The following is a 20,720-nucleotide window of genomic DNA, read 5'->3' on the forward strand; positions in this document are numbered from 1 at the left end:
GCGATGTGGCGCTGGGGGCATTCGTCGTTGGGCCTTTACGAAGTAAGAAGCGTGTTCTGGTGCGGGCCCGCCGGCGCCGTCACTCGCTCTCTCGGCCGATGGGCCAGCGGAACAGGAGCTCGGCTCGCTGCTTCGGAACGATCTGGGCCATGTCGATCGGGTCTCCCCCGGCGGGCTGCTGCCAGGCGACAACCGCGTCGGTATCGACCAGCAGGACACCCGCGACGGAGTAGGTGAGGTACTCGATCGCGTCGCGCCGGGCTCGCCCGGACTCGATCTGCGCCCATGCCTCCCACGTCGCCGCGGGGACCTCGATGACCATGTGGAAGCTCTCGACCCAGCGGCCCGGCTCGCTCGCCACGGGGCGCGAGTCGCGCCAGTGGATGCGGGCATTGGTGTCGGAGATACCGGGCAGCCATCCGATCGCGTCGCTCAGGTGGTAGCCGACATCCCACGGACACATGAGCAGGTCGACCCCGAATCGGTGGGCCCAGGAGTCCTCGGAGACCGACACCGTGAAGGACAGGTCGATCTTCACCGCCGGGCGCCGAAGAGCTTGCGGCCGTCCAGGACGCGTAGCGTGATGCCCCTCTCCTGGCAGACGGTGCGCAGCTCGGGCTCGTAGCCGTCGAACCAGTCGGCGTCGACGACGTCGGCGCCGGTGTTCCCGGCCGGGCCGGTGACGTGGAAGTAAACCGCGTCGCGAACGTCCAGGACGCGCTCGGTCTTGAGGCAGACGATCTGACGGGCGACCGCGGCCTGGAGCTCGATGCGGTCGATGGCCAGGTCGGCGCCCATGGCGCCCGTCATGACTGCGGCGATGTCGTTGGTGAACATGCTGGATCCTTCGCGGTTGGTTGCGGTGGCTTACGGTCGGTGGTGAGTCGACCGATCAATTCATGTAAAGCTTAATCGCAAGTACGACTTTCGCACAAGAGTTGGGGTGGTGCCATCTCCGGGGCCCGAGGGAGGGAGCCAGGGAGGGGAGCCCGCCCCCTGCTCGTGAAACGGCACAACTCTCCCGTCTGGGAGGGTCGTCTCACGAGCAGGAGGGGGTCAGCTCACTCATCTCCGTACGCCGTCGGTCGGTCGCATCGGTCGGATCGCTGCCAGGACGGTCATTACGCGTCCCCAGGGCGGGATGCTCTACAGGGTCCAGCGCCCAAGCCCACTTCCCCGCAGGGATGGTGTCGTCCAGGGCGCACCCCTCTGCGGGGTCCAGGCCGAGCCTGCCGTGTTCCGATCCCGTGCCTCGCGGCCTATCCCCCGGGCATCGGGACCTGGCCGGAACGGTGGCCGTCGCGCATGGGGACTTCGGGGACCAAAGCCTGGTCGCCTGTAGATTCAGTGACCCCTCCAGCCCTTTCGGGCCTCGCACTACACCCGGTGGGTTAGCCGGTGGGAGGTACTCATTCCGCCTCGTGCCTCCATGGCGGGACGCCTGCGGAACGCAGCGCGTGGCGGGCTTCTGGCGCCCGTCCATGCCTCAAGATTGTTTCGACGGGCAGACGCTACAGCACGCCCACGTCTTCACACAAGTTCTCGTAAAGCCGGATATCCACTCCGACTTTCGACTAGGATTCTTTCTGTTCGCGCTCAGCTCGCTGCTGGTCGAGCTCGTCCTGCTTCTGGCGGCGCTCAGAGTGAAGCTTGTCCTGCGGCACCATGCCGCGGTAGCGAGCCTTGGTCATGCACGGCTGGCCCTTGACCGCCATGCACTCCAGGCGAGGGCACGTGACGTCAGCCGTCTCGAAGCGCTTGTGCTGCGGCAGCACCCTCTTGGTAGCCATGCAGCGAAGTCTATCGAGGGGTGCGAGCGTGCCGCCGCTAGCCAGGACTCATGGTTACGGGCACTTATGGCTGAGGATCGGTCCAGTAGTCAGCGAGCATTTCTTCGGGCCAGTCAGGTTGCCGGATCGGGCCGCGGGGTCCCATCTCGCGGAAGTAGGGCGCCACGTCATAGACAGGCGTGCCGTCGATCGCGTCCAGGTCGGCGACGTGTAGGTCTAGGCCGTCGACCTTGAGCAGCCGAGGGAAGGACTGGGCGAGCTGATTGGGTCGACGGTGATTGCGGTGAACGAAGGTCCCAGTGGCCGGCCAGCGGGGGTCATTGCGGGGGCTGCGCGCGTGCAGGGCCACGTCGGCGGGATCGGCGCGGTGGAAGTGCCAGACGACCAACAAATGCGAGAACTCCTCCAGGCCCTGAACGACCTCGGGCGGAAAATCGGTGTTCAGCCGGATGATGGCGGTTCCGCCCCAATGATCGTCAGTGGGGTCGGTGCGTCCGCCGACGACCACACCGATTGGGGCGATCTCCAGGGACTCCTTCACCGGTGCTCCCTTCATATCCAGTCAAGAAGAAATGAGACTGCCGTCGTACCCAGCACGGACGAGAGCCTCGTACGCGTCACGCACGTCCTGTGGAATGTCCTGCTCAATGGCGAATCCGAGCTTCGGGTACTCCATCACGCGCTGAAGGTCACCGACGAGCATGTCGAGTACGAATCGCTCGTCCCCGAACAACTTGAGATAGTCGTCGAACTCCACCCGGGACGACGCGCACACGAACTCCGCCTCTGGCCATAGCCGCCGTGCAGTGGCGTAGCCCCTGCGCTCCATGCACGGCATGGAGATCAACAGCACTTTCGACGGAATGCAGCCCGCACCGGCGAGTACACGCCGGGAGTGTGCGATGTTCTCGCCGGTGTTGCTCGCGTCCGGTTCCAGCAAGATCGCGTCCGCGGGCATCCCGAGATCGATGGCGCGCTCCCGAAAATGGACCGCTTCACCGCGGGGGAACCGCTCCCGCGAGCTCCTGCTGGCGCCGCCGGAGAAGACCATTACCGGAAACAGGCCAGCACGGTAGAGATCCACGGCCGTGTCGACAACACCCAGGTCATGGCCGCCCAATCCAATCGCTGCGTCGCACGGCTCCGGACGGTGGCGCATCCGGTGGTAATCCCAGATGAGGGCAGCCAGTTCGCGCGCCTCGTCGCTGATGGCCCTGCCTGACGCCGTGCTGCTCACGTAGCCTCCTTGGCCACTTTCCTCCACGAGGATGGCGTATCGCAGTTGCCTTACACCTCCTGTCCCCGCGGACGGCCATCTTTCAGCGCAGTGGTGAGCCACTCCAGCGTGCCCGTACGCAGTGCTTGATCAGCGAGCTGCTTGGCCGTTGGCGTGGCGAGTGCCGCCAGAGAACTGTCGATCCAGGGCTGCACGTTCTGATGTCCTTGATCGCGGTACTCCAGCGCCTGAAGCAGGCACTCAAGCTTGTCTGCGTCATGAGCGCAAGCCGCTTCGATACTGTCGTTGGCCTCATATTCACGCACACCGCCGGACAGGGCTTGAGCCACCCGCTCCGGGAGTGCGCGGACCTGGTCAGCCGTCACCTCTTCGTTCGAGGCAGCCGTCAGGTACCGCTTGCCGATGTAGGGAATGTCGGTGATTCGGGTCTCCTGGGTGTCGTGGAGGAGACCGAGAAAGGCGGCGCGCTCGGGGCTCCCGCCCTCTATGGCAGCGAGAACCGCAGCGATGATCGCCATCCGGAACGAGTGCTCGGCGATGCTCTCTGGATCCCGGACGCCAGCTACCAGCCATCCTGTGCGCTTGTACCGCTTCAGCAGCCCGAGCTCGTACAACAGGGACGTAATCCCCGCCAGTTCCTCCGCCACGAAGTGCCCCTTCTCAGTCACGATCCAACATGCGCAGAGCGTAAACCACGGCATCGAGCTCGCGCCTGGCCTGAGGGGATACCTCAGCCTCGTCGAGGAGCTGGCCTGCGCTTGTGTACAGATGCACTGCTGTAGATCGGTTCAAGACGGTCGGACGCAACATGATCAAGGCCCAGAGCGTGTGCACCACAACGTCGATATAGGGGTTCGTCGAGCTGAGCCGACTCATCAGGTGCTTAAGGATTCGCGTCCCCGGCCAGATCTCCACAGGAAGATTGACCATGAAGAGGTCGTTCACTTGAGGCTCCGTCACCTCCCCCAGCCAATAGGCCCAGTAATTGAGGTTAGCGACTTCGCAAGTTTGATCGGTGAGGTAGTCGCTCACGAAGCGCTGAAGCCCTTCGCGGTCGCCGTTCCGCGCGAGGGAGTGCGCTCCCGACCGCACCACGGCCCACGCCGGCGACCACTCTCCAGGGCGCCGGATACCCCGCTCTTCAGCGCGATGTAGCCAAGACAGCCACTCCGCAGTCTCCGCCCCTTGATCGAAGCCGACCAGGTAATGGGCTTGTCGGCGAAGAAGGGCCTGCCCTGGACGCGCAGTATCCGCCTTCTCCGCAACACGCTTCAGATGGTCGATGAAGCGCGAACGTTCAGCCTTCGACAACGCCGGTGATCGCGTCGCTGGCCCCCGCCCGGACCGCTCCGCTGCATCTGCGAGCCCCGTAGGCGTTGTCCGGGTGAAGGGCCAGGCAACGAGGTCGGTAAAGCTCCGCGTCACCACGCGAGCAGCGAGGGGATGTTCGTCGACCACATCCGACCGCGCCGAAGCCCCCAGGACGAAGCCGAGAAATCGGTCGACCTCAAGTGCGTCGTCGAGCTGCGCGAGCCACCGCGGGTGAGCTCCCAAACCCATCAGGGAACTACGGAGCGCCAGATAGGTCGAGGTCGGGGTCGCTAGGAGCGAACGACGCCCAGACTCCCAACCCTGGATAGTCGTGACCTCCACTCCGAGTCGCTCAGCAAATTGCTCCTGAGTGAGGCCCACCGACTCCCGGAGAACCTTGAGCGTGTGACCGGCAATCCGCCCTTCCCGGACGCGATCAGTCACGCCCTGACTAGTAGTCAGGGTGAACCTGTCCTGAACCGCCATCGCTGCGCTCACCACCGCTGCAAGTCGTACCAACGGTCAGTACCAACGCACATGTGCTGTACCTACCGTGGCTCCATGAACCCAGCGTAGACGTCAGAGCAGTGAAGAGAAGCGAGACAAGGTAGACGGGAGCCGAGGCATGGACACGGGATCACGGCATCGCCGCGCCGTGTCCCTTCCGGTATCTACGCGTGACGAGGCTGAGTGCCCATCAGCGGTCCATCCTGAAGCCAGAGCCCGTTTCCCACTCTGGCTTGAGGATGGAGTGCACCACCGAATCGCGCCACTGTCCGCGCACCAGGATGTGCCCGCGGATAGTGCCCTCCTCGATCATCCCGAGTTTGGTCATCACTCGAGCGGACGCCTCGTTGAGCGGGCTGCGTGCGCCCCAGATCCGATACAGGCCGAGTTCCCCGAAGCCGAGGGACAGCAGCAGCCGGACCACTTCTCCGCCGAGTCCCCGGCCCCACTGATCGGCGCGGAGCGCGAAACCAATCTGGCCGCTGGACTGGGCCGGATGCTGTCGGTCGATGGCCAGCCGCGCGTACGCGACGACGGTGTCATCGGGAAGAACGCCTGCCAGCGAAAATTCATCGCGGGGGTCGGCGTGGGCAGCTTCGATCACGCTGGTGATTGTGGCTTCCACCTGCTCTCGGTTGCGGGGCTCGAAAGACATGTGCTCGGCGACCTTCGGGTCTCCGTAGATGGCCAGCACGCCGTCCACGTCATCGGGACGGAATTCGCGCAGGCTGAGGCAATCGGTAGAGATCGTTACCGGGTACATGCCCGAACCCTAACGGCCGGTGGAGAGCGCGCGGACGGGTACCGACCGGAACGCTTCGATCTGCATTCTGAGCCCTTCGGCCAGGGACGTTCCGCGGAACTGGGGGTCGCGCAGGGCGATGTGCACGCGTTGCAAGCTGGCTGCGATTCCTTCGATGCGCTGCCCGGCGGGCAGGTCCAGAACCGGGACGAGCGCCTCGGCCGCGCCGTCCAGCTCACCCAGGGCGACCCAGGCCAAGGCGAGATCGCAGTGGGCGCCCGCTTCGTCGCTGAAGGATCTGTCGGCCGGAGCCGCGTCGGCGTAAGCGGAGATGGCGTGGCTGGCCGCCTGGATGGCCTCCTGCTCGCCTCCGGGCATCCACACATAGGCGTCAGCGGCGTAGTAGCTCTGTCGCGGCGCCGGGAACGTCATGATGCCGCCAAGCTCGTCCAGATCGTCCCCGATGACACGCTCTCGGGCAGCAAGGGCACGTCGAACGGAGGCGTGGACGCCTTCGTGGTCGCCGAGGACGCCGAGGGTACGGGCGTGTTGCGCGGCCACCCACACGGCAACGGTCCCGTTGCCCTCGACAGCGAGACCAGCGGCGTCCTCGGCGTAGCGGGCCGCTTTGTGCGGGCTCCCCGACCAGTAGGTGATCATGGACTGGAGGGTAAGAACCCATGCGGCGAGCGCGTTGTGGCCGATGCGCTCAGCGCACATGAACGCGGCACGGGCCTGGGTCATCGCGGCGTGGGGGTCACCGGAGTCGTGGCTGGCCTTGGCCAGCATGCCGCCGACGACACCGGCCAGCATGTACAGGTCGGCGGTCTCGTCGGGACGCTGCCGCCCTTCGAGCAAGGTGTAGATCACCTCTTGAAGCTCCGACATCTCGGGCAGCAGCTCGTTGAGCGGCGTGCGGGGATAGTCGCGGGCAACTCGGGCGACGTCATCACGAAGCTGGGGCAAGGTTTCGGGACCGACGTTGCCACCTTGGACGAGCGTGGCGAAGCGTCGAGCTCTGCGTGCGGCCATTCGTACTGCCTCCTTGAGGGGATCGTCGGTTATTGCTGGCCGTACCAGAGGTCGTGCCGGTGCGGTGTCGTGCGTCGAGTCGATGACGTCGCCAGCCAAGCCCAGGGGTGCCAGGGCGTAACCGGCGTTGCATCGAATGAGGATCTCGCGCTCTTGCCGGTCGAGTCGGTCGAGACGATCGGCGTCCAGGAGGTCCAGCGGCCTGGTCCCATAGACGGCTGCGAGGGTCGTGATGTGGGTGGCCAACGGCGCCCGGCCGCCAGTGGGAAAAGTCTCAAAGCGGCTGAGCAGAGCCTGGTCCAGGTAGGTCCCAGTGGGCTGCAGGGCGTACCGGTCGACCACGTCGGCTTGGGACAGGCCCAGGGCCGTGCGGTAGGCGGCCAACGGCGAAAGCTGAAACTTGATCCGCAGCTCTACCGCGATCTCTGGCACCGTCCGGCCCTGGTCAATCATCTGGGCCCGCAGACGGTTCACGTGACGCCGGAGGACTTCCTGGGTCATGGCGCTCCCCTTCAAGGCTCTGCAAGAAGAGTCAGGGGTCGAGGTCGGGTTCAGCAACACCGCATTTCGGGCTCTGGCCGGTCCCCATACATACAAGTGGCCCAAGCCACAACATCAGCGCAGGTCACAGCGGTGCGCTCGTACATAGGAAATATGTCCGAGCGCCCGGTGACCGACCGGATGCGGACAGCGTTTACTGGGCGTCAATCCACACCGCAAGGGCATGCAGATAGCCCTGGACTCGATCGAGGCTCGATGACCTCCGACGCACCTTCCGCCCAGGAGTATGACCGGCCCGTGAACACGGAGGTCGACCAGCCGTCGCTCGGCACGCTGCCCACGGCGGTTGCGCCGACCATCCCGCGCATATACGGCAGCGTGCACTGGATCCGCCGCTCCAAGGAGGAGGCCGGCGAGCTCGTTGTCTTCGACGACCCGTCAGGCAGCGAGAAAGGCACCGAGGAGCTATGGCAGAAGATCATCTCCAGGGAGGCGGTCTGAATGCCCAGCCCGTATGCCTCATTTCCCTACGATCTAGTCCCGGCCGACAAGGCCGCGTATCTGCTCCAGTCCGAACTCCAGGCCGCGCACGCACTCGTCTCGAAGGTGTCCGTCCAGGCGGACGTCGCGGTTCTGCTCGTCGAAGGCATGTTGGTCGTCTATGGACACAGCTCGAAGTGGCATTGGTGGAGCGGCCAGAAAGACGAGGCCGGGCGGTGGGTGTGGAACACCGCCCCGATCACCAATGCGGGCGCCTCTGCCCGCTTAATCGCCGAACGCTTTACCCAGCTCCTCGCCGCCCAGCCTCACGAGGCGAGACGGCGATGAGACGCACGGCTGCCCGGTCTCCGCAGCCCACCCAGTTGCGGCACGAGTCGACCCGCCCCCGGGGTTTGAACTCCCGGGCAGCCGTCGCCCCTCTCCAGCGCCGCGGTCTTCAGCCCGATGCAGTGGTTCTCGCTTGCCTGCCTCATGGAGGATCCGATGACGCCTGAAACTGCGCAGTGCCATGAGTCGCGCCTTCGAGAAGTGATCGCGCACCTGCCGGAAGGCTCGCGGTATCTCCTCATCTCATGCATCAGGGTGGCGATGACCGGAGGTGGACTCAGGTCGGAGACCTACATGGAACCAGAGCTGGAGGTCCGCGATCACCGCGGCAATCGGCGGGTGGCCATTTCGATCGAGAGCGAGGAGTACCGGGTGGCGCTGCCCAGTGGCGCTGTCTTTGCACAGGAGCCGAGGCAGGCCGCCATATTGGTTGGGCCGCCGTCGTGACCGGTGAACGCGGGCTGGCGTCGCTCATCCGTGACTTTCCCCGCTGGAAGATCACCGAGAGCTGTGTGCCCGGTTCCTACATCGCGCTACGCGGTGACTTCGTCCCTGGCCGGGACAACGTCCACTGCGGCACCCTGCAACAGCTTCGGCAGGCACTCGAAGCAGAAGAAGGCGGCGGACAGCTCCTCTACCTGCCGCAACGCAAGGTCAGCTAGCCCCTCCCGGTGAAGGAGCCATGTCGTGACCATCCTCCGCACAGCCGCGCTCGGCCTGGCCCTGGCCGGTCTCGCCAGCGCCCTGTACCAACGGGCATCCGAGCGAGCCGATCTCCGCCGCTCCCCGGCGCCCGGCCGCTTCGTCACCGTCCGAGGCCGACGCCTGCACGTACACGCCGAGGGCGACGGCGGCCCGACCGTGGTCATCCTGCCCGGCATGACCGACAACGGCCTGGGCTGGGTCCACGTACGGCGGGGCCTGGTGCCCGGTCAGCGCGTATGGCAGTACGACCGGGCGGGACTCGGCTGGAGTCAGGGCCCCTCCTGGATTGAGTGGCGCGGCTGCTCGGCGCTGGCCGACGAGCTGCACGAGGTCTTGGAGGCGTCTGGCGAGCCCGGCCCGTTCCTGCTCGTCGGCCACTCGATGGGCGGGGAGATCGCCCGGCTGTATGCGGCCCGCCACCGCGAGCAGGTCGCAGGGATGGTGCTCGTCGACGCTCCCTCCGAGCGCGCGACCTGGATGATCGAAGAGTTCGGGTGGCGTGAGAGCGGGGCGGCCAAGCACTGGGGCAGCGCCCTGCGCTACGCCCTCACCCCTTGCGGCCTGGTCCGGGCACACCTGCGCCTGGCGATCCGCCGAGGTGAAGAGCCGGTCATGCTCCGCCGGATGCGCCAGCGACTCCCGGCCGAGATGGTCGAGCTGGGCATGGCCCTGGAGCTCACCAGCGGGCAGCGCCGCGCGGAGGTCCTGGAGGATCTCGGCCGGGCCGGAGCCATCAAGGCGCTGGAAGCCGCGCGCACGCACTTCGGCAGCCTGCCGCTAACAGTCATCTCCAGGGCCCCATACCCAGCACCGGACACGTACTACGGCGACTACTTCGCCAATCGGCCCGCCGACGTGGCCGAGCGCCGCAACCGCGTCTGGGCCCGCATCCAAGACGACCTGGCCAGCCTGTCCGACGACAGCACACTGATCGTCGCCGAGAGGGCGGCACACAACGTCCAGGCCGACGAGCCCGAGCTGATCGTCAAGGCCGTCACCGACATGTGCGTCAAGCTCCGAACCGCGAAGTCCAGCTAGACCCAACCGGCAGAGGGAGAATGCCATGAGACCCCAGGTAGGCAAGCACGACGACAACAAGAAGCCCGGCGACAAGCCGATCCCCCAGCAGCCGAAGCCGTCGCAAGACGGCCAGCAGCCGGGCGGCCAGGGTGACGGCCAGCACGCGGGTGGAGGCAAGAAGTGACGGACCTGACCGACCAGATAGCTGGGTCCTTCGAGCGCTTGGGCCCGCGTTGGCTGGAAGCCTTGAGGGCGAACCCGCGAGGGCTGTTCATCCCCAGCCAGGCGTGGGTGTCGCCCGACGATGGGCCCGGCTATGTGATCGACCGTGACGCGGACGCCTCGGCCTGGGAGAAGGCCGTCTACAGCGACATCTCGATCGTCACGCAGATTGATGACGGGGCGACACCTCTTGTCGACGGCTACGAGGAGGGGCGGCTCTACAGCTCCTCCAACTCCATGCCTACGATCGTGGCCACCGAGCTGGGACTGCTCGGTCTCCACGCTGACGATCACGTACTGGAGATCGGCACTGGGACCGGCTGGACGGCGGCGCTCATCTCCTCCTTCACGGGCGGCGGCCAGGTAACGACGGTGGAGATCGACATCGACGTCTACCGGCAGGCGCAGGCCAACCTTGCCCGCGCTGGACACGACGACGTCCGGCTGATCCACAGGGATGGCACCCTGGGCCACCCCAGCGGCCAGCCGTACGACGCTGTGCACGTCGCCGTCGGCGCGATCGAGGCGTCACCCGCGTGGGTCGAGCAGACCCGGGCGGGCGGCACCATCGTGTTCCCGTGGATGCCGACATGGCGGTACGGCGCGTTCGTCGCCCTGCGTGCCGTCGGCGACGGCACCGCAGTCGGCCGTATCGAATCGGGATGCTCGTTCATGATGATGCGCGGCCAGCGCTCTGGTGAGCTTCGGGGACTCGGCGACGACGTCCGCAAGCGCCCGGCCCGGATCGACCCGCAGCGGATCGCCGGGGAGTGGGCGGCCTCCATCTTCTTGAACGCGATGCTGCCCGGCGTCGTCTGCACCACCGAGCAGGACGGCGGGTTCGTGCTGTGGGCCCACTCCGACACCTCGGCCGCCTACGTCACCTGGGATGAGGAGGTGGGCGACTGGATCGTGCAGTACAGCGGCGACCGCGACCTGTACCTCGAAGCCGAGGAGGCGTTCCTGCGCTGGATCTCCTGGGGCTGCCCGGCCAGCGACCGGTACGGCTACACGGCCACGCCGGAAGGCGACGTCGTCTGGGTAGACCATCCCGGGCGAGTCGTCAACCTGTGATCGCGAAGGCTGAGCAGCTAACAACTCATGTCCGTGGCGCAGAGGCGCGAAGGTGACGAGGTGCTCAGCGAGGGTCGATTCACGCACTGTCCCGTCAACCAAAGGAGTGAAGCATGATCCAACCCGACTCCAGGCCGCTGGCATTCATCAACGTGTCAAAGGAGCTTGAAGCCGCTCTGATCGAGATCGGAGGTGCGCTCCCCGCTTGGGACGTGGCGGGCTCCCACCTGGCGGATGCCACGCTCGAGCGGTACCAGGCGCGGATGGAGTCCGTGCCGCTGATCAAGGAGACCTCTGCGACGCTGTGCAACGAGCTGACCCGAGAGGGCGGTGGATACGCTGTGCTGCGCCTCGGAAGCATCGCCAAGGCGCTGGGGACCGACGACGACCGGTTCCTACGGCTGGCTACGGCCTTCGCCGCCGAGGTGGCCGTCCCTTTCTCGCCGTTCCCCCGATGGCCACTCTGGAAGGACATCGGTGTCAAGACCGACAAGGACCCCGGCAAATCCAGCGGCATCGGATACAACGCGTTCCACATGGACCTGGTGAACGCGACCCGGCCCCCTGACTACACCACACTCCTGTGCATCCGCCGCGACCCACTCGGCGGCGGCCCCAGCATCCTCTCCGATGCCCACGCAGCAGTGGCGCGGCTGCCGGAAAGCAGCCGCGCCCTACTGGCCGAGTCGGCCTACCATTACGGGACCTTCTTCGACCTGCATGGCGTCGGCCACGAGTACAAGCCGTTTCCGATCCTGGACGATTCCCGTCCCGGCAAGGGGTTCGTTCGATTCACCGCCAAGATGCTGGAGAGGTCTGAGCTCGGCCAGGCGCACGCCAACGCCGCCAGGGAACTCGCCGAAGAACTCGTCCGAGGGCAGGTCTCCTTCATGCTCCAGCCTGGGGACTACCTCATCGTGAACCAGCGCCGCTTCCTCCACGGGCGGGAAGCGCTCCACAGCGGACAGGAGGCCGTCCCGGTCGCTGACCGGCGGCTGCTACTCCAGATGCTTCTGCGTGCTCCAACCGGAGCCAGCTCGGCCGCGTAGCCCACCGACGGCGCTGGCGACTCGCCCGGGTCCTGCCCTTCGGGGCCAGCCGCCGATCACGCGGCACGGTCACGGGGGGGCTAGATGTGTGACTTCCGCACCGAGTGCCATACAGCCCCAGCCAGAGCCCGCGTCGACCAGATCACCGAGAGCTGTTCGTGCTGACGGTACAGATTCCAGTTGTATCGGACCAGCGACAACTTGTTCGACGAGAGCGACCCGGCCCGCTGTGACCGGTACACGGCCAGGGGTTCCCGCAGGGCACGAGCCGGGGTCCCGTCCCGCATGATCGACAACCAGAGCGCGTAATCCTGCCGCTTCGGCATGTCCGGCATCCGCTTCGTCCCGAGCACCCTGCGGTCGTACATGGCGGTCAATGCGCCGATGTGGTCCTGGACCAACATCGCGCTGTAATCCACGTGCTCAGGCGCCCACACGACGCGCCCGTTCGGGACGAAGTCGGCGGCCTCGCCCTCGTACAGGGCGTCGACCTTGTAGTAGGAGGTGAACGTGAGGGGGGTCTCGGCTGACGCGGCGAAGGCGAGTTGCTTTTCCAGCTTCGTCGGGAGCCACATGTCGTCGCTGTCGAGAAAGGCGATGAAGTCACCCTGGGCCCGCTCGATGGCCAGATTCCGGGCCCGGGCCGCGCCTCCCTGCCGGTCCACTGCCTCCGGCCGGACCCGCTCGTCCTGCCGGGCCAGCTCTGTCAGCAGATCCATCGACTCGTCCGAGGATGCGTCGTCGGTGATCAGCAGTTCGAGGTCGGTGTGGGTCTGCGCCAATACCGACCGAATCGAGGGCCCGAGCGTGGCCGCCGAATTGTGGACCGGCATCACCACAGAAACCAGGGGCACAGCGGTGCTCCTTACCCAGGTTGGAGTCGTCATGGATATTGTCGTCGCAGGTCAGGGCTACGTGGGACTGCCTCTGGCCGTACGCGCCGCCGAGGTGGGCCATCGCGTCGTCGGCTACGACGTGGACCTGCACCGTATCAAGCGGCTCACCGTCGGTGAGTCGTACGTGGAGGACGTGACCTCCACGCGGCTCCGCGCGGTGCTGGACTCCGGGGCCTACGTCGCGACGGCCGACGTTGCCGAGCTGGCCGGCTTCGACATCGCGGTGATCACCGTGCCGACCCCGCTGAGGGACGGCGTGCCCGACCTGACCTACATCGAGTCCTGCGCCCGGACGCTGGGCGAGCACCTTCGCCCCGGCGCGACGGTGGTCCTGGAGTCCACGACCTATCCGGGCACCACCGAGGAACTACTGCTACCGATCCTGGAGCAGACCTCGGGCCTCAAAGGCGGGGTGGACTTCCTGGCGGGCTTCAGTCCCGAACGCATCGCTCCGGGGAACAAGCGGTGGTCGTTCGAGGGGACTCCCAAATTGGTGTCCGGAATCGACGCCAAGTCACTCCATGCGATCAAGGGTTTCTACGACGGCATCTTCCAGACCACGGTTCCGGTGTCCGGGACGAGGGTCGCCGAGATGGCCAAGCTGATCGAGAACGTCTTCCGGTTCGTCAACATCTCCCTGGTCAACGAGATGGCGATGCTGGCAGCCCCTCTCGGCGTGAACATCTGGGAGGCGATCGACGCCGCCGCAACCAAGCCCTTCGGCTTCACGCGGTTCACCCCGGGGCCAGGAGTCGGCGGGCACTGCCTGCCCGTCGACCCGTTGTTCCTCTCGTGGAAAGTCCAGCAGGAACTCGGCGTCCCTTTCCGGTTCGTGGAACTCGCCAACGACGTGAACCGCCACATGCCCGACTACGTCGTCTGCCGTCTCGCGGAAGCACTCGACAAGCGCAACATGCCCATCAACGGATCCCGGATCCTGCTGCTCGGCCTGACCTACAAGATCAACGCCACCGACCTCCGCGAGTCGCCCTCGGCACGTGTCGCCGAACTCCTGATCAACCTCGGCGCCGAGGTCCGCGGCGCCGACCCCAACGTCCAGGAAGGCGACGACACCAAGCTGAACGTGCCCTTGGTGGACGCGAGCGCGCAGGAGATCGCGGCCTGTGACGCCGTGGTGCTCCTCATGGACCACGCACGATTCGACCTCGCGATGATCGAGAAGAACGCGCCCTATGTTCTCGACTGCCGAAACCGCCTGTCCGGACCCAACGTCGAGGTTCTTTAGCTCTCGGAATTCCCCTCTGCCCAGCTTCCGACCTTCATCCCGGGAGTTCTCTTGCGAGACGAATGGGAACACGCGCACACGGACTACACCAGGCCCGTACAGCGTCGAACTCCTGCCTCGCTGGCCGACAGTGAGAGCGACTGGCGCTACTACCTTGAACGCTCCACTCCCAACGGCTGGCTGATGCGGAACAACGCCATGACCGAGGCGCTCATCAGCGGGCAGCCGATGTATCTGCTGCACACCACCAGGGACATCAACGCCATCCGCACCAGCCGGCAGTTGCATGTCTCCACCGGCTGCCTGGTCGGAGCCCTGTACTGCTCGCCCCTCGCCAGCCAGCGCGAGGGACTGCGCCCGCACAACCTCGGCGCCTACCTGATGCAGACCAAGCCCTCCACCAAGCCCTTGGTCTTCGAGGTCGTCCCGGACGGCCCGATCCGGCCCAAGGGCGTCGATTACCTGCACCTTGGCGCCATCCACCTGCGCACCTACCTGCGCTTCCAGAGCTTCCTCGCCCCGGCCGAGATCGACCAGCTCGACCGCACCGTGCTGGCCGGGCTGCGCACTGCCGCCCCCTTCCTGGACGTCGCCCTGCGCAACGCTGTGGGCCAGGCCACCGCGGCACCCGAGTTCATCGACCAACTGTCCGCCGCCGTGGCCCAAGTGCCGTTCCTCGGCTACCTGTACTTCGAGGTTCTGTCCGAGTACCTGATGCTCCACTCCGTTACTCCGGAGACCAAGAACTATGCCCAGGTGGGGGAGCTGAACAACTGGCTCTACAAGCGACTCGCCTTCGCCGCGGTGGACAGCATGGACCAGTTGTTCGACCTGGCCCGCTTCAGACCGCGTCACGACCGGCTCGTCCAGCTCATCGAAGGCATAGAGCCGGAGCTCAGCCCGGGAGTCGCGGAGTACATACGGCGAAGGTTGTCCCACCTGTTTGCTCGTACTGCATTGCACCCGTCACAGGACGCAGCGTCGGTCATCTTCCAGGGAGCCGATCTCCACATGATTCAGGAAGCCGCACCCGGACTCCTCGGCCAGATGCTCTTCCGCGAGATCCGGTACATGCCCCGATATAGACAGCTATACCACTGCTTCGAGAAGGCGAAAGCTCTTGAGGCATGGGACTACTGGAACAATGAGGGCATTCCTACCCCATTCAACGGCATTCTCCCCAAAGGGGAGATTGGCATCCATCCCGTCTCCCCCCGAACGTCAGTCAGAGCGTGGACAGCAGAACGGGACGAGAAGGGATATCTCCATCCGGCCGAGGAGATTCAGGCTTCTATCACGCCGCAGCTAGCTTCGTGGTGGGCGCCTTCCCGCCAGCGCGAGATATAGAACGTCACCGAATGATCCGCACGTCGAGTCAGCCGTATACGACCGATCCCTGATCTCCCCGACAATTATTCGTGGATGGAGTTTCTGCATGGTCGCCAAGCTCCTGAACATCCTGACCGGCATCAACCGCACCGCTGCGCCATCATCTGGGAGCACGATCTTGGTTCACGATCTCTACGGCGCAATGCCTGATGTCCGCACGATCTTTCTGGGTAGAGCACCGGTTGATCCGGCGTGGAAGGCCGCGTTTGATCAGGTGATCACCCTCTCCACGACGAAGCGTCTCCACGGCCCGGATTTCGACCTCTACCTTGACGAGTTGACACGCGAGGTCGGTGCGCTCATCGAGGAGACTCAGCCGAACGTTATTCACGCTCAGCACCTTGGGTTCGCTCTCAGTTTGGCCTTCACTCGAGCTGCCGGCGACGTCCCGATCATCGCCATTGCGCATGGCCCAGACGTGATGGCGGCCGAGCGCAGCGCATGGGAATGTGAGCTCCTGCGTGAAGTGGCCGCCTCAAGCGCCGCGATCGTCGCCCCTACCTTCGCCCTTGCCGAGCGAATCGACCGTCTCACCGAATGCCGATTCACCGATCGACTCACCGTTATTCCGTGGGGTATCCCGTTGTGCGACGCCCGGGAAAGCGATCAACTCCCTCTCGCACCCGGACCGCTATCGTTGGTGCACGCTGGTCGCCTGGATGCCAACAAGTCCACGATCACCGCCATCGAGGCAATCGCAGTGTCCGGTCAGCCGCACCGGCTGACCATCATCGGCACGGGCTCCGAGGAAAAAGCACTTCGCGAGCAGACCCACTCCCTCGGCATCCAGGACCGAGTGACGTTTACACCGTTCCTGCCCCGCCAAGAACTGTGGCAGCGCCTACCCGAGTTCGATGCCTTTGTTTTCACGACCTCCGGCTCGGAGGCGTTCGGCCTGGTGGCCATCGAAGCGCAGGCCCACGGCCTCCCGGTCGTCTACTCCAACATCGCCGGAATGGCGGAGACCCTGGGCCAAGCCGGTACGCCGTTCACGGCAGGTGACCCGGAGAGCCTGGCGTCCGCGCTCAATCAACTGGCCGACGACGTGCACTGGCGCAAGGCCCTGATCCGCGCCGGGCTGGACAACGCGCGCCAGCACGACATCACCCACACCGCCAGGCAGTTGGCCGACCTGACCACCAAGGTCGCCTCCACCGCACTCGCATGACCCACCCCACTGATGCTGGCCCGCGACGGAAGGCAGGTCCCCAGGAACGGCAGCCTGGCGCCGCCGGTAGATCACGTCAGAGCCATCAGACACCCGCCCCACGGTAGCCGCACATCGTGGTTACAGAACCCGAAACTGTCAGTGACGGAGAGTAGCTTGCCGCTTATGAATATCGCCACCGGCACACAGACCACCCTCATGGTCATCCGCGGCAACTCCGGCTCCGGGAAGACCACGCTAGCCAAGGCCATGCGCGAGGCGTATGGCCAGCGTGGGCTCGCCATCGTCAGTCAGGATGTCGTCCGCCGCGAGATGCTCCGCGAGCTGGACGTGCCCGGCGGCGTCAACATCGGGTTGATCAAGACAATCTGCCTCCACGCTCTCGCCCACGGCCACCATGTCGTACTCGAAGGAATCCTGACCGGCAGCCGCTACGGCGCGATGCTCGACAGCCTCCGCCGCGACCACCAGGGCCCCGCCGCCTTCTTCTACATGGACGTGCCGTGGGAGGAGACCCTCCGGCGGCACGAGACACGCCCCCAGCGATCACAATTCACCCCCGAGCAGATGGCCGAGTGGTTCAAAGAACGCGACCTTCTGCCCGGCGGCTACGAGCAGCTCCTGGACCATGCCCTGTCCGTCGAGGACGCCGCTCGGACCATCCTTCAGACGGCGGGCTTGGCATCGAGCCCGAGCGGGCCGCCCCGCCCAGTAGCCACGTGACCCCATCAGCAAGGAGCAGCCTGTTGATCGAGTAGAGCAGCACGATCTCCCGTATGCCGTCGACGGAACGGAGCTCGTCAGTGCGTGCCAAGAACGACAGCGCCAAGACCGACCCGCCCGAAGCAGGTGACGCCACACCGCAAGTCGCCTCCGATCCGCTGTTCGGGTCGGGCATCCGCTACACCATGGGGTGGGCCCGCCACGAGGCCGAGACGACCGCCGGATTTGGCCAGGTGATGCGCCGTCTGCCCGAGCTGATCGGGATCTGCCTCAAACTCTCCTGGCAAGCTGACCGCATCGCCTTGATGATCGTCATGGCCTGCCAGCTCCTGGTGGGAGCCGCCACCGCTGGCGGACTCCTGGCCACCAACAGCGTCTTACAGCAGGTCTTGGCTGCGGGCCCGACACCAGAGCGGATCAAGAGCGCGCTGCCCGCGCTCGTGCTGATCGGTGCCGCGGGCGTGACCATCGCGGTGCTGACCGCCTGGTCGGATGCCATGTCAGGGCGCCTTACGCCCAAGGTCGAACGCTTGGCTTACACCGAACTGCTGGACAAGGCCGCCCGGGTCGAGCTGCTGCATTTCCAACGCGCCGACTTCCACGACCTGCTGGACGCCGCCCAATACGGGGCTGGCTGGATCGATTTGGTGATCGGGCAGCTCGTCAGGACCGTGACCGCACTCATGGGCATCGTCGCCGCCGCGGGTGTCCTGGGCGTACTGCACCCCCTGCTCTTGCCCTTGCTGCCACTGATCGTCCTCCCTCGAGGCTGGGCGACCGTCCGATCGACCCGACGGCACAATGAGTCCCGGCTGAAATGGCTGTCGCACATGCGCCAGCAACGCACCCTGACCTCCCTTCTGACCGACAAAGACCCCGCCGAGGAGGTCCGCGCCCACGCTGCGGGGGACTTCCTGCTGGGCCACTACGACCGGATCGCGGATCGCTCCGCCAGCGAACAAGCCCGCCTGGCGCGCGTCGACGCCAAGGCTGATCTGGTCGCCGGTGGGCTCAGCGGGCTGACCACGGGAGCGACCTACATCCTGCTCGGCTGGCTGCTGGCCACGGGCCAGATGGAGCTGGCGGCGGCCGGTACCGCAGTCCTGGCTATCCGCACCGGCACCGGCCAACTCTCCACCGTGGTCAACTCCATCAACTACATGTTCGAGTACGGCCTCTACACCGCCGACTGGCGCGACGCCTGCCGACAATCCCAGCAGATGGCCATCCCCCAGGGCGGAGCTGACACCCCGCCAGGCGGCCCGGAACTGATCGAAGCTCGCGAGGTGTGCTTCCGCTACCACAACGCCGACAAACCCGCCCTGAACGGCGTGAACCTGACGATCGGCCGCGGCGAGATCGTCGCCCTGGTCGGCCACAACGGGTCAGGAAAGACCACCCTGGCCAAACTCCTGACCGGCCTCTACCTGCCCGACTCAGGATCGATCACCTGGGACGGAGTAGAGACCACACACCTGGACCGGAACCGCGCGTTCGCCCACGTGTCACTGCTATCCCAGGGGTTTGAACACTGGCCGTTCACCGTCCGCGCCAACGTCGCGATCGGCCGACACGAAACCGAGCCGACAACCGAGACACTCACCCGCGCGGCCACCTCGGCTGGTGCCGTCGACCTCATCAACGGGCTGAAGGACGGCTGGAACACTCTCCTGGCACCGGAGTATCAGGGCGGGGTCGACTTGTCCGGCGGGCAGTGGCAGCGCATCGCCGTCGCTCGCGCCTACTTCCGTGACGCGCCGCTGCTGGTCCTGGACGAACCCACCGCCGCTCTGGACCCCCGCGCCGAAGCCGAAACCTTCGCTGGGGTCCGGGCGCTGGCCGGCGGCCGGACCGTAGTCCTGATCACCCACCGCCTCCACTCGGTGCAGCATGCCGACCGGATCTTCGTCCTCCAAGACGGCGTGGTCACCGAGACCGGCACTCACCAAGAGCTCCTCGCCCTGGCAGGCGAGTACGCCGATCTCTGGAAACTTCAGGCGAGCCAGTACAACACCGACGTCTACCCCGTATAGGAGCCTCCTGCGCATGCCTCGCTATCAGACAGTCGTGGACGCCATGATCATCCTGGTGAGAGAAGGCAAGGTTCTGCTGGCCCAGCGACAGGGCACCGGGTACGCCGATGGCGCCTGGAACCTGCCCTCTGGACATCTCGAAGCAGGTGAGCCCGTCCACCAGGGCGTCATCCGCGAGGCCCGCGAAGAGATCGGCATCGGCCTGGAACCGGACGATGTGCGGTTCGTGCACCTGTGCCACTACCGCAACCCCGAGGGGCAGGCCCGCATCGGCGTCTTCTTCGAGGCCCGCGCCTGGCAAGGCGAGCCGTACAACGCCGAACCGCACAAGTGCGCCCAGATCGCCTGGTTCCCACTCAATGACCTCCCGTTGGAGACCTATCCGTACACCGCTGCCGGTGTTCAGGAATACGCCAGCGGATCCCTCTACGCAGCGGTCGGCTGGACACCGGCCTGATCGCCGAGGGTCTGATCGCCCCGTTCAAGACAAACACCGACCAGGACAGCAATCCCTAGCGATAGTGGAGGTCAACGCGTGGACCTTCGGACGAACACCCCGCCCGCCGTCCTACCGGCCGGGCTGACGACTCTGACGTGGGCCGTCATCGACTTCGAGGGTCTCACCCCGGCTGGGCGTCCGCCCGAGCCGATCGAAGTTGCGGCCGTATCCGGGCGCCTCACCGACGCGGGCACCTGGGTGGAGGCTGGCCGGTTCACCTCGTTGATGCGCCCGCCGCCCGAGGTATCGGTCACCGATCGCGGCGTTGCCATGACCGGCATCACCCGGGAGATGCTCTCGCAGGCACCCACCGCGGCCGAGGTGATGGCTGACCTGGACGGGCTGTTCGGCGACCCGCCCTACCGGCTGGTCGCCCACCACGCCGCTACCGAGGCGACGCTGATCGGCGGGCAGCGACGCCACTGCCCGACCCTGGCTGCTATCCCGCTGATCTGCACCGTGAAATTGGCGCGTCTCCTGCTGCCCGAACTGAGCAGTCACAAGCTCGATCTCGTCGCCCGCCGCCTAGGACTCCAGATCCCCGCGGACCGCCACCGAGCGCTGCCCGACGTCGAGCTGACTCTGCAAGTCTTCATCCGCTTGATGGTGCAGGGAGCGCAAGCTGGCCGCTGGCGTAACCTCTTGGACCTACAGGCGGTCGGCGGCGTCTATGTCAAATCAGAGGCACGCCCAGCGGCGGGCGTCCGGCAAAGCGAGCTGTTCTAGTGGCTAGCGAGGCAAATCCACG

Annotated in this window: 25 protein-coding genes; 15 read left to right on the plus strand and 10 right to left on the minus strand. The window is 65.9% G+C overall.

The annotated features are described in order from the left end of the window. Positions 1-79: 79 nt before the first annotated feature. The 9 genes from ACFWYW_RS23690 to ACFWYW_RS23730 form a co-directional block, all read right to left on the minus strand. Positions 80-538 carry a hypothetical protein gene (locus ACFWYW_RS23690; RefSeq protein WP_379620701.1) on the minus strand — a complete coding sequence of 153 codons (459 nt, stop codon included), beginning with the start codon at positions 536-538 and terminating at the stop codon, positions 80-82. Further along, the gene (locus ACFWYW_RS23695) at positions 535-837 is read right to left on the minus strand and encodes a hypothetical protein (RefSeq protein ID WP_379620703.1); all 303 of its coding nucleotides are present in this window, start codon (positions 835-837) and stop codon (positions 535-537) included. Before ACFWYW_RS23695 ends, ACFWYW_RS23690 begins: the two co-directional genes overlap by 4 nt. A 737-nt stretch (positions 838-1,574) precedes the next feature. Next, complete coding sequence (locus ACFWYW_RS23700; protein WP_379620705.1) at positions 1,575-1,790, minus strand: hypothetical protein; 216 nt, start codon at positions 1,788-1,790, stop codon at positions 1,575-1,577. Between the two features lie 64 nt (positions 1,791-1,854). Then, a complete protein-coding gene (locus ACFWYW_RS23705; protein WP_379620707.1) occupies positions 1,855-2,331 on the minus strand; it encodes an SAM-dependent methyltransferase in 477 nt (158 codons plus the stop codon). A gap of 21 nt (positions 2,332-2,352) precedes the next feature. Continuing rightward, positions 2,353-3,027 (minus strand): YdcF family protein, encoded by a 675-nt coding sequence (locus tag ACFWYW_RS23710; RefSeq protein WP_379620708.1) that lies wholly within the window; start codon positions 3,025-3,027, stop codon positions 2,353-2,355. 50 nt (positions 3,028-3,077) lie between these two features. Further along, positions 3,078-3,674: an HD family hydrolase gene (locus ACFWYW_RS23715; RefSeq protein ID WP_379620710.1), complete on the minus strand. Its 597-nt coding sequence runs from the start codon at positions 3,672-3,674 to the stop codon at positions 3,078-3,080. A 13-nt stretch (positions 3,675-3,687) separates the two neighbouring features. After that, positions 3,688-4,782, minus strand: coding sequence for a helix-turn-helix domain-containing protein (locus ACFWYW_RS23720; protein ID WP_379620712.1), 1,095 nt, complete (start codon positions 4,780-4,782; stop codon positions 3,688-3,690). 253 nt (positions 4,783-5,035) lie between these two features. Continuing rightward, positions 5,036-5,608, minus strand: coding sequence for a GNAT family N-acetyltransferase (locus ACFWYW_RS23725; protein ID WP_379620714.1), 573 nt, complete (start codon positions 5,606-5,608; stop codon positions 5,036-5,038). 9 nt (positions 5,609-5,617) lie between these two features. After that, entirely contained in the window at positions 5,618-7,120 is a 1,503-nt protein-coding gene (locus ACFWYW_RS23730) for a hypothetical protein (RefSeq protein WP_379620716.1), read from the minus strand. A gap of 297 nt (positions 7,121-7,417) precedes the next feature. Between ACFWYW_RS23730 and ACFWYW_RS23735 the strand changes: the two genes are divergently transcribed. From ACFWYW_RS23735 to ACFWYW_RS23770, 8 genes are all read left to right on the plus strand, one after another. Beyond that, positions 7,418-7,621 (plus strand): hypothetical protein, encoded by a 204-nt coding sequence (locus ACFWYW_RS23735; protein ID WP_379641064.1) that lies wholly within the window; start codon positions 7,418-7,420, stop codon positions 7,619-7,621. Then, positions 7,622-7,948: a hypothetical protein gene (locus tag ACFWYW_RS23740; RefSeq protein WP_379620720.1), complete on the plus strand. Its 327-nt coding sequence runs from the start codon at positions 7,622-7,624 to the stop codon at positions 7,946-7,948. A 156-nt stretch (positions 7,949-8,104) separates the two neighbouring features. Next, positions 8,105-8,395, plus strand: a complete 291-nt coding sequence (locus ACFWYW_RS23745; RefSeq protein ID WP_379620722.1) for a hypothetical protein — start codon at positions 8,105-8,107, stop codon at positions 8,393-8,395. Further along, complete coding sequence (locus tag ACFWYW_RS23750; RefSeq protein ID WP_379620724.1) at positions 8,392-8,610, plus strand: hypothetical protein; 219 nt, start codon at positions 8,392-8,394, stop codon at positions 8,608-8,610. The genes ACFWYW_RS23745 and ACFWYW_RS23750 overlap by 4 nt, the downstream gene beginning before the upstream one ends. Positions 8,611-8,635: 25 nt before the next feature. Further along, positions 8,636-9,691: an alpha/beta fold hydrolase gene (locus ACFWYW_RS23755; protein WP_379620726.1), complete on the plus strand. Its 1,056-nt coding sequence runs from the start codon at positions 8,636-8,638 to the stop codon at positions 9,689-9,691. A 25-nt stretch (positions 9,692-9,716) separates the two neighbouring features. Then, positions 9,717-9,857: a hypothetical protein gene (locus ACFWYW_RS23760; RefSeq protein WP_379620728.1), complete on the plus strand. Its 141-nt coding sequence runs from the start codon at positions 9,717-9,719 to the stop codon at positions 9,855-9,857. Between the two features lie 62 nt (positions 9,858-9,919). After that, on the plus strand, positions 9,920-10,969 hold the full coding sequence (locus ACFWYW_RS23765; RefSeq protein WP_379641065.1) for a methyltransferase domain-containing protein: 1,050 nt from the start codon (positions 9,920-9,922) through the stop codon (positions 10,967-10,969). 113 nt (positions 10,970-11,082) lie between these two features. Then, on the plus strand, positions 11,083-12,018 hold the full coding sequence (locus tag ACFWYW_RS23770; RefSeq protein ID WP_379641066.1) for a TauD/TfdA family dioxygenase: 936 nt from the start codon (positions 11,083-11,085) through the stop codon (positions 12,016-12,018). Between the two features lie 80 nt (positions 12,019-12,098). On the opposite strand, the gene ACFWYW_RS23775 is transcribed toward ACFWYW_RS23770, so the two are convergent. Beyond that, on the minus strand, positions 12,099-12,851 hold the full coding sequence (locus ACFWYW_RS23775; RefSeq protein WP_379620879.1) for a glycosyltransferase family 2 protein: 753 nt from the start codon (positions 12,849-12,851) through the stop codon (positions 12,099-12,101). A 52-nt stretch (positions 12,852-12,903) separates the two neighbouring features. Here ACFWYW_RS23775 and ACFWYW_RS23780 point away from each other — a divergent pair, with 52 nt between their 5' ends. From ACFWYW_RS23780 to ACFWYW_RS23810, 7 genes are all read left to right on the plus strand, one after another. Further along, a complete protein-coding gene (locus ACFWYW_RS23780) occupies positions 12,904-14,160 on the plus strand; it encodes a nucleotide sugar dehydrogenase (protein WP_379620734.1) in 1,257 nt (418 codons plus the stop codon). A gap of 51 nt (positions 14,161-14,211) precedes the next feature. Then, positions 14,212-15,507, plus strand: coding sequence for a hypothetical protein (locus ACFWYW_RS23785; RefSeq protein WP_379620736.1), 1,296 nt, complete (start codon positions 14,212-14,214; stop codon positions 15,505-15,507). Between the two features lie 88 nt (positions 15,508-15,595). Next, positions 15,596-16,717, plus strand: a complete 1,122-nt coding sequence (locus ACFWYW_RS23790) for a glycosyltransferase family 4 protein (protein WP_379620738.1) — start codon at positions 15,596-15,598, stop codon at positions 16,715-16,717. A gap of 165 nt (positions 16,718-16,882) precedes the next feature. Beyond that, positions 16,883-17,440 (plus strand): AAA family ATPase, encoded by a 558-nt coding sequence (locus ACFWYW_RS23795; protein WP_379620740.1) that lies wholly within the window; start codon positions 16,883-16,885, stop codon positions 17,438-17,440. A gap of 80 nt (positions 17,441-17,520) precedes the next feature. Next, complete coding sequence (locus tag ACFWYW_RS23800; RefSeq protein ID WP_379620742.1) at positions 17,521-19,473, plus strand: ABC transporter ATP-binding protein; 1,953 nt, start codon at positions 17,521-17,523, stop codon at positions 19,471-19,473. A gap of 13 nt (positions 19,474-19,486) precedes the next feature. Further along, positions 19,487-19,930 carry an NUDIX domain-containing protein gene (locus tag ACFWYW_RS23805; protein WP_379620744.1) on the plus strand — a complete coding sequence of 148 codons (444 nt, stop codon included), beginning with the start codon at positions 19,487-19,489 and terminating at the stop codon, positions 19,928-19,930. 78 nt (positions 19,931-20,008) lie between these two features. Further along, positions 20,009-20,698, plus strand: a complete 690-nt coding sequence (locus ACFWYW_RS23810; RefSeq protein WP_379620746.1) for a PolC-type DNA polymerase III — start codon at positions 20,009-20,011, stop codon at positions 20,696-20,698. Positions 20,699-20,720 lie beyond the last annotated feature (22 nt).

It is taken from the genome of Nonomuraea sp. NPDC059023, from assembly GCF_042740095.1.
In the GTDB taxonomy this organism is placed as follows: domain Bacteria; phylum Actinomycetota; class Actinomycetes; order Streptosporangiales; family Streptosporangiaceae; genus Nonomuraea.

Excerpts from the sequence above, each read along its gene's own strand:
- ACFWYW_RS23695 (WP_379620703.1), bottom strand. The coding sequence starts at position 837 with ATGTTCACCAACGACATCGCCGCAGTCATGACGGGCGCCATGGGCGCC.
- ACFWYW_RS23700 (WP_379620705.1), bottom strand. The coding sequence starts at position 1,790 with ATGGCTACCAAGAGGGTGCTGCCGCAGCACAAGCGCTTCGAGACGGCT.
- ACFWYW_RS23725 (WP_379620714.1), bottom strand. The coding sequence starts at position 5,608 with ATGTACCCGGTAACGATCTCTACCGATTGCCTCAGCCTGCGCGAATTC.
- ACFWYW_RS23730 (WP_379620716.1), bottom strand. The coding sequence starts at position 7,120 with ATGACCCAGGAAGTCCTCCGGCGTCACGTGAACCGTCTGCGGGCCCAG.
- ACFWYW_RS23740 (WP_379620720.1), top strand. The coding sequence starts at position 7,622 with ATGCCCAGCCCGTATGCCTCATTTCCCTACGATCTAGTCCCGGCCGAC.
- ACFWYW_RS23745 (WP_379620722.1), top strand. The coding sequence starts at position 8,105 with ATGACGCCTGAAACTGCGCAGTGCCATGAGTCGCGCCTTCGAGAAGTG.
- ACFWYW_RS23760 (WP_379620728.1), top strand. The coding sequence starts at position 9,717 with ATGAGACCCCAGGTAGGCAAGCACGACGACAACAAGAAGCCCGGCGAC.
- ACFWYW_RS23770 (WP_379641066.1), top strand. The coding sequence starts at position 11,083 with ATGATCCAACCCGACTCCAGGCCGCTGGCATTCATCAACGTGTCAAAG.
- ACFWYW_RS23775 (WP_379620879.1), bottom strand. The coding sequence starts at position 12,851 with ATGCCGGTCCACAATTCGGCGGCCACGCTCGGGCCCTCGATTCGGTCG.
- ACFWYW_RS23780 (WP_379620734.1), top strand. The coding sequence starts at position 12,904 with ATGGATATTGTCGTCGCAGGTCAGGGCTACGTGGGACTGCCTCTGGCC.
- ACFWYW_RS23790 (WP_379620738.1), top strand. The coding sequence starts at position 15,596 with ATGGTCGCCAAGCTCCTGAACATCCTGACCGGCATCAACCGCACCGCT.
- ACFWYW_RS23795 (WP_379620740.1), top strand. The coding sequence starts at position 16,883 with ATGAATATCGCCACCGGCACACAGACCACCCTCATGGTCATCCGCGGC.
- ACFWYW_RS23805 (WP_379620744.1), top strand. The coding sequence starts at position 19,487 with ATGCCTCGCTATCAGACAGTCGTGGACGCCATGATCATCCTGGTGAGA.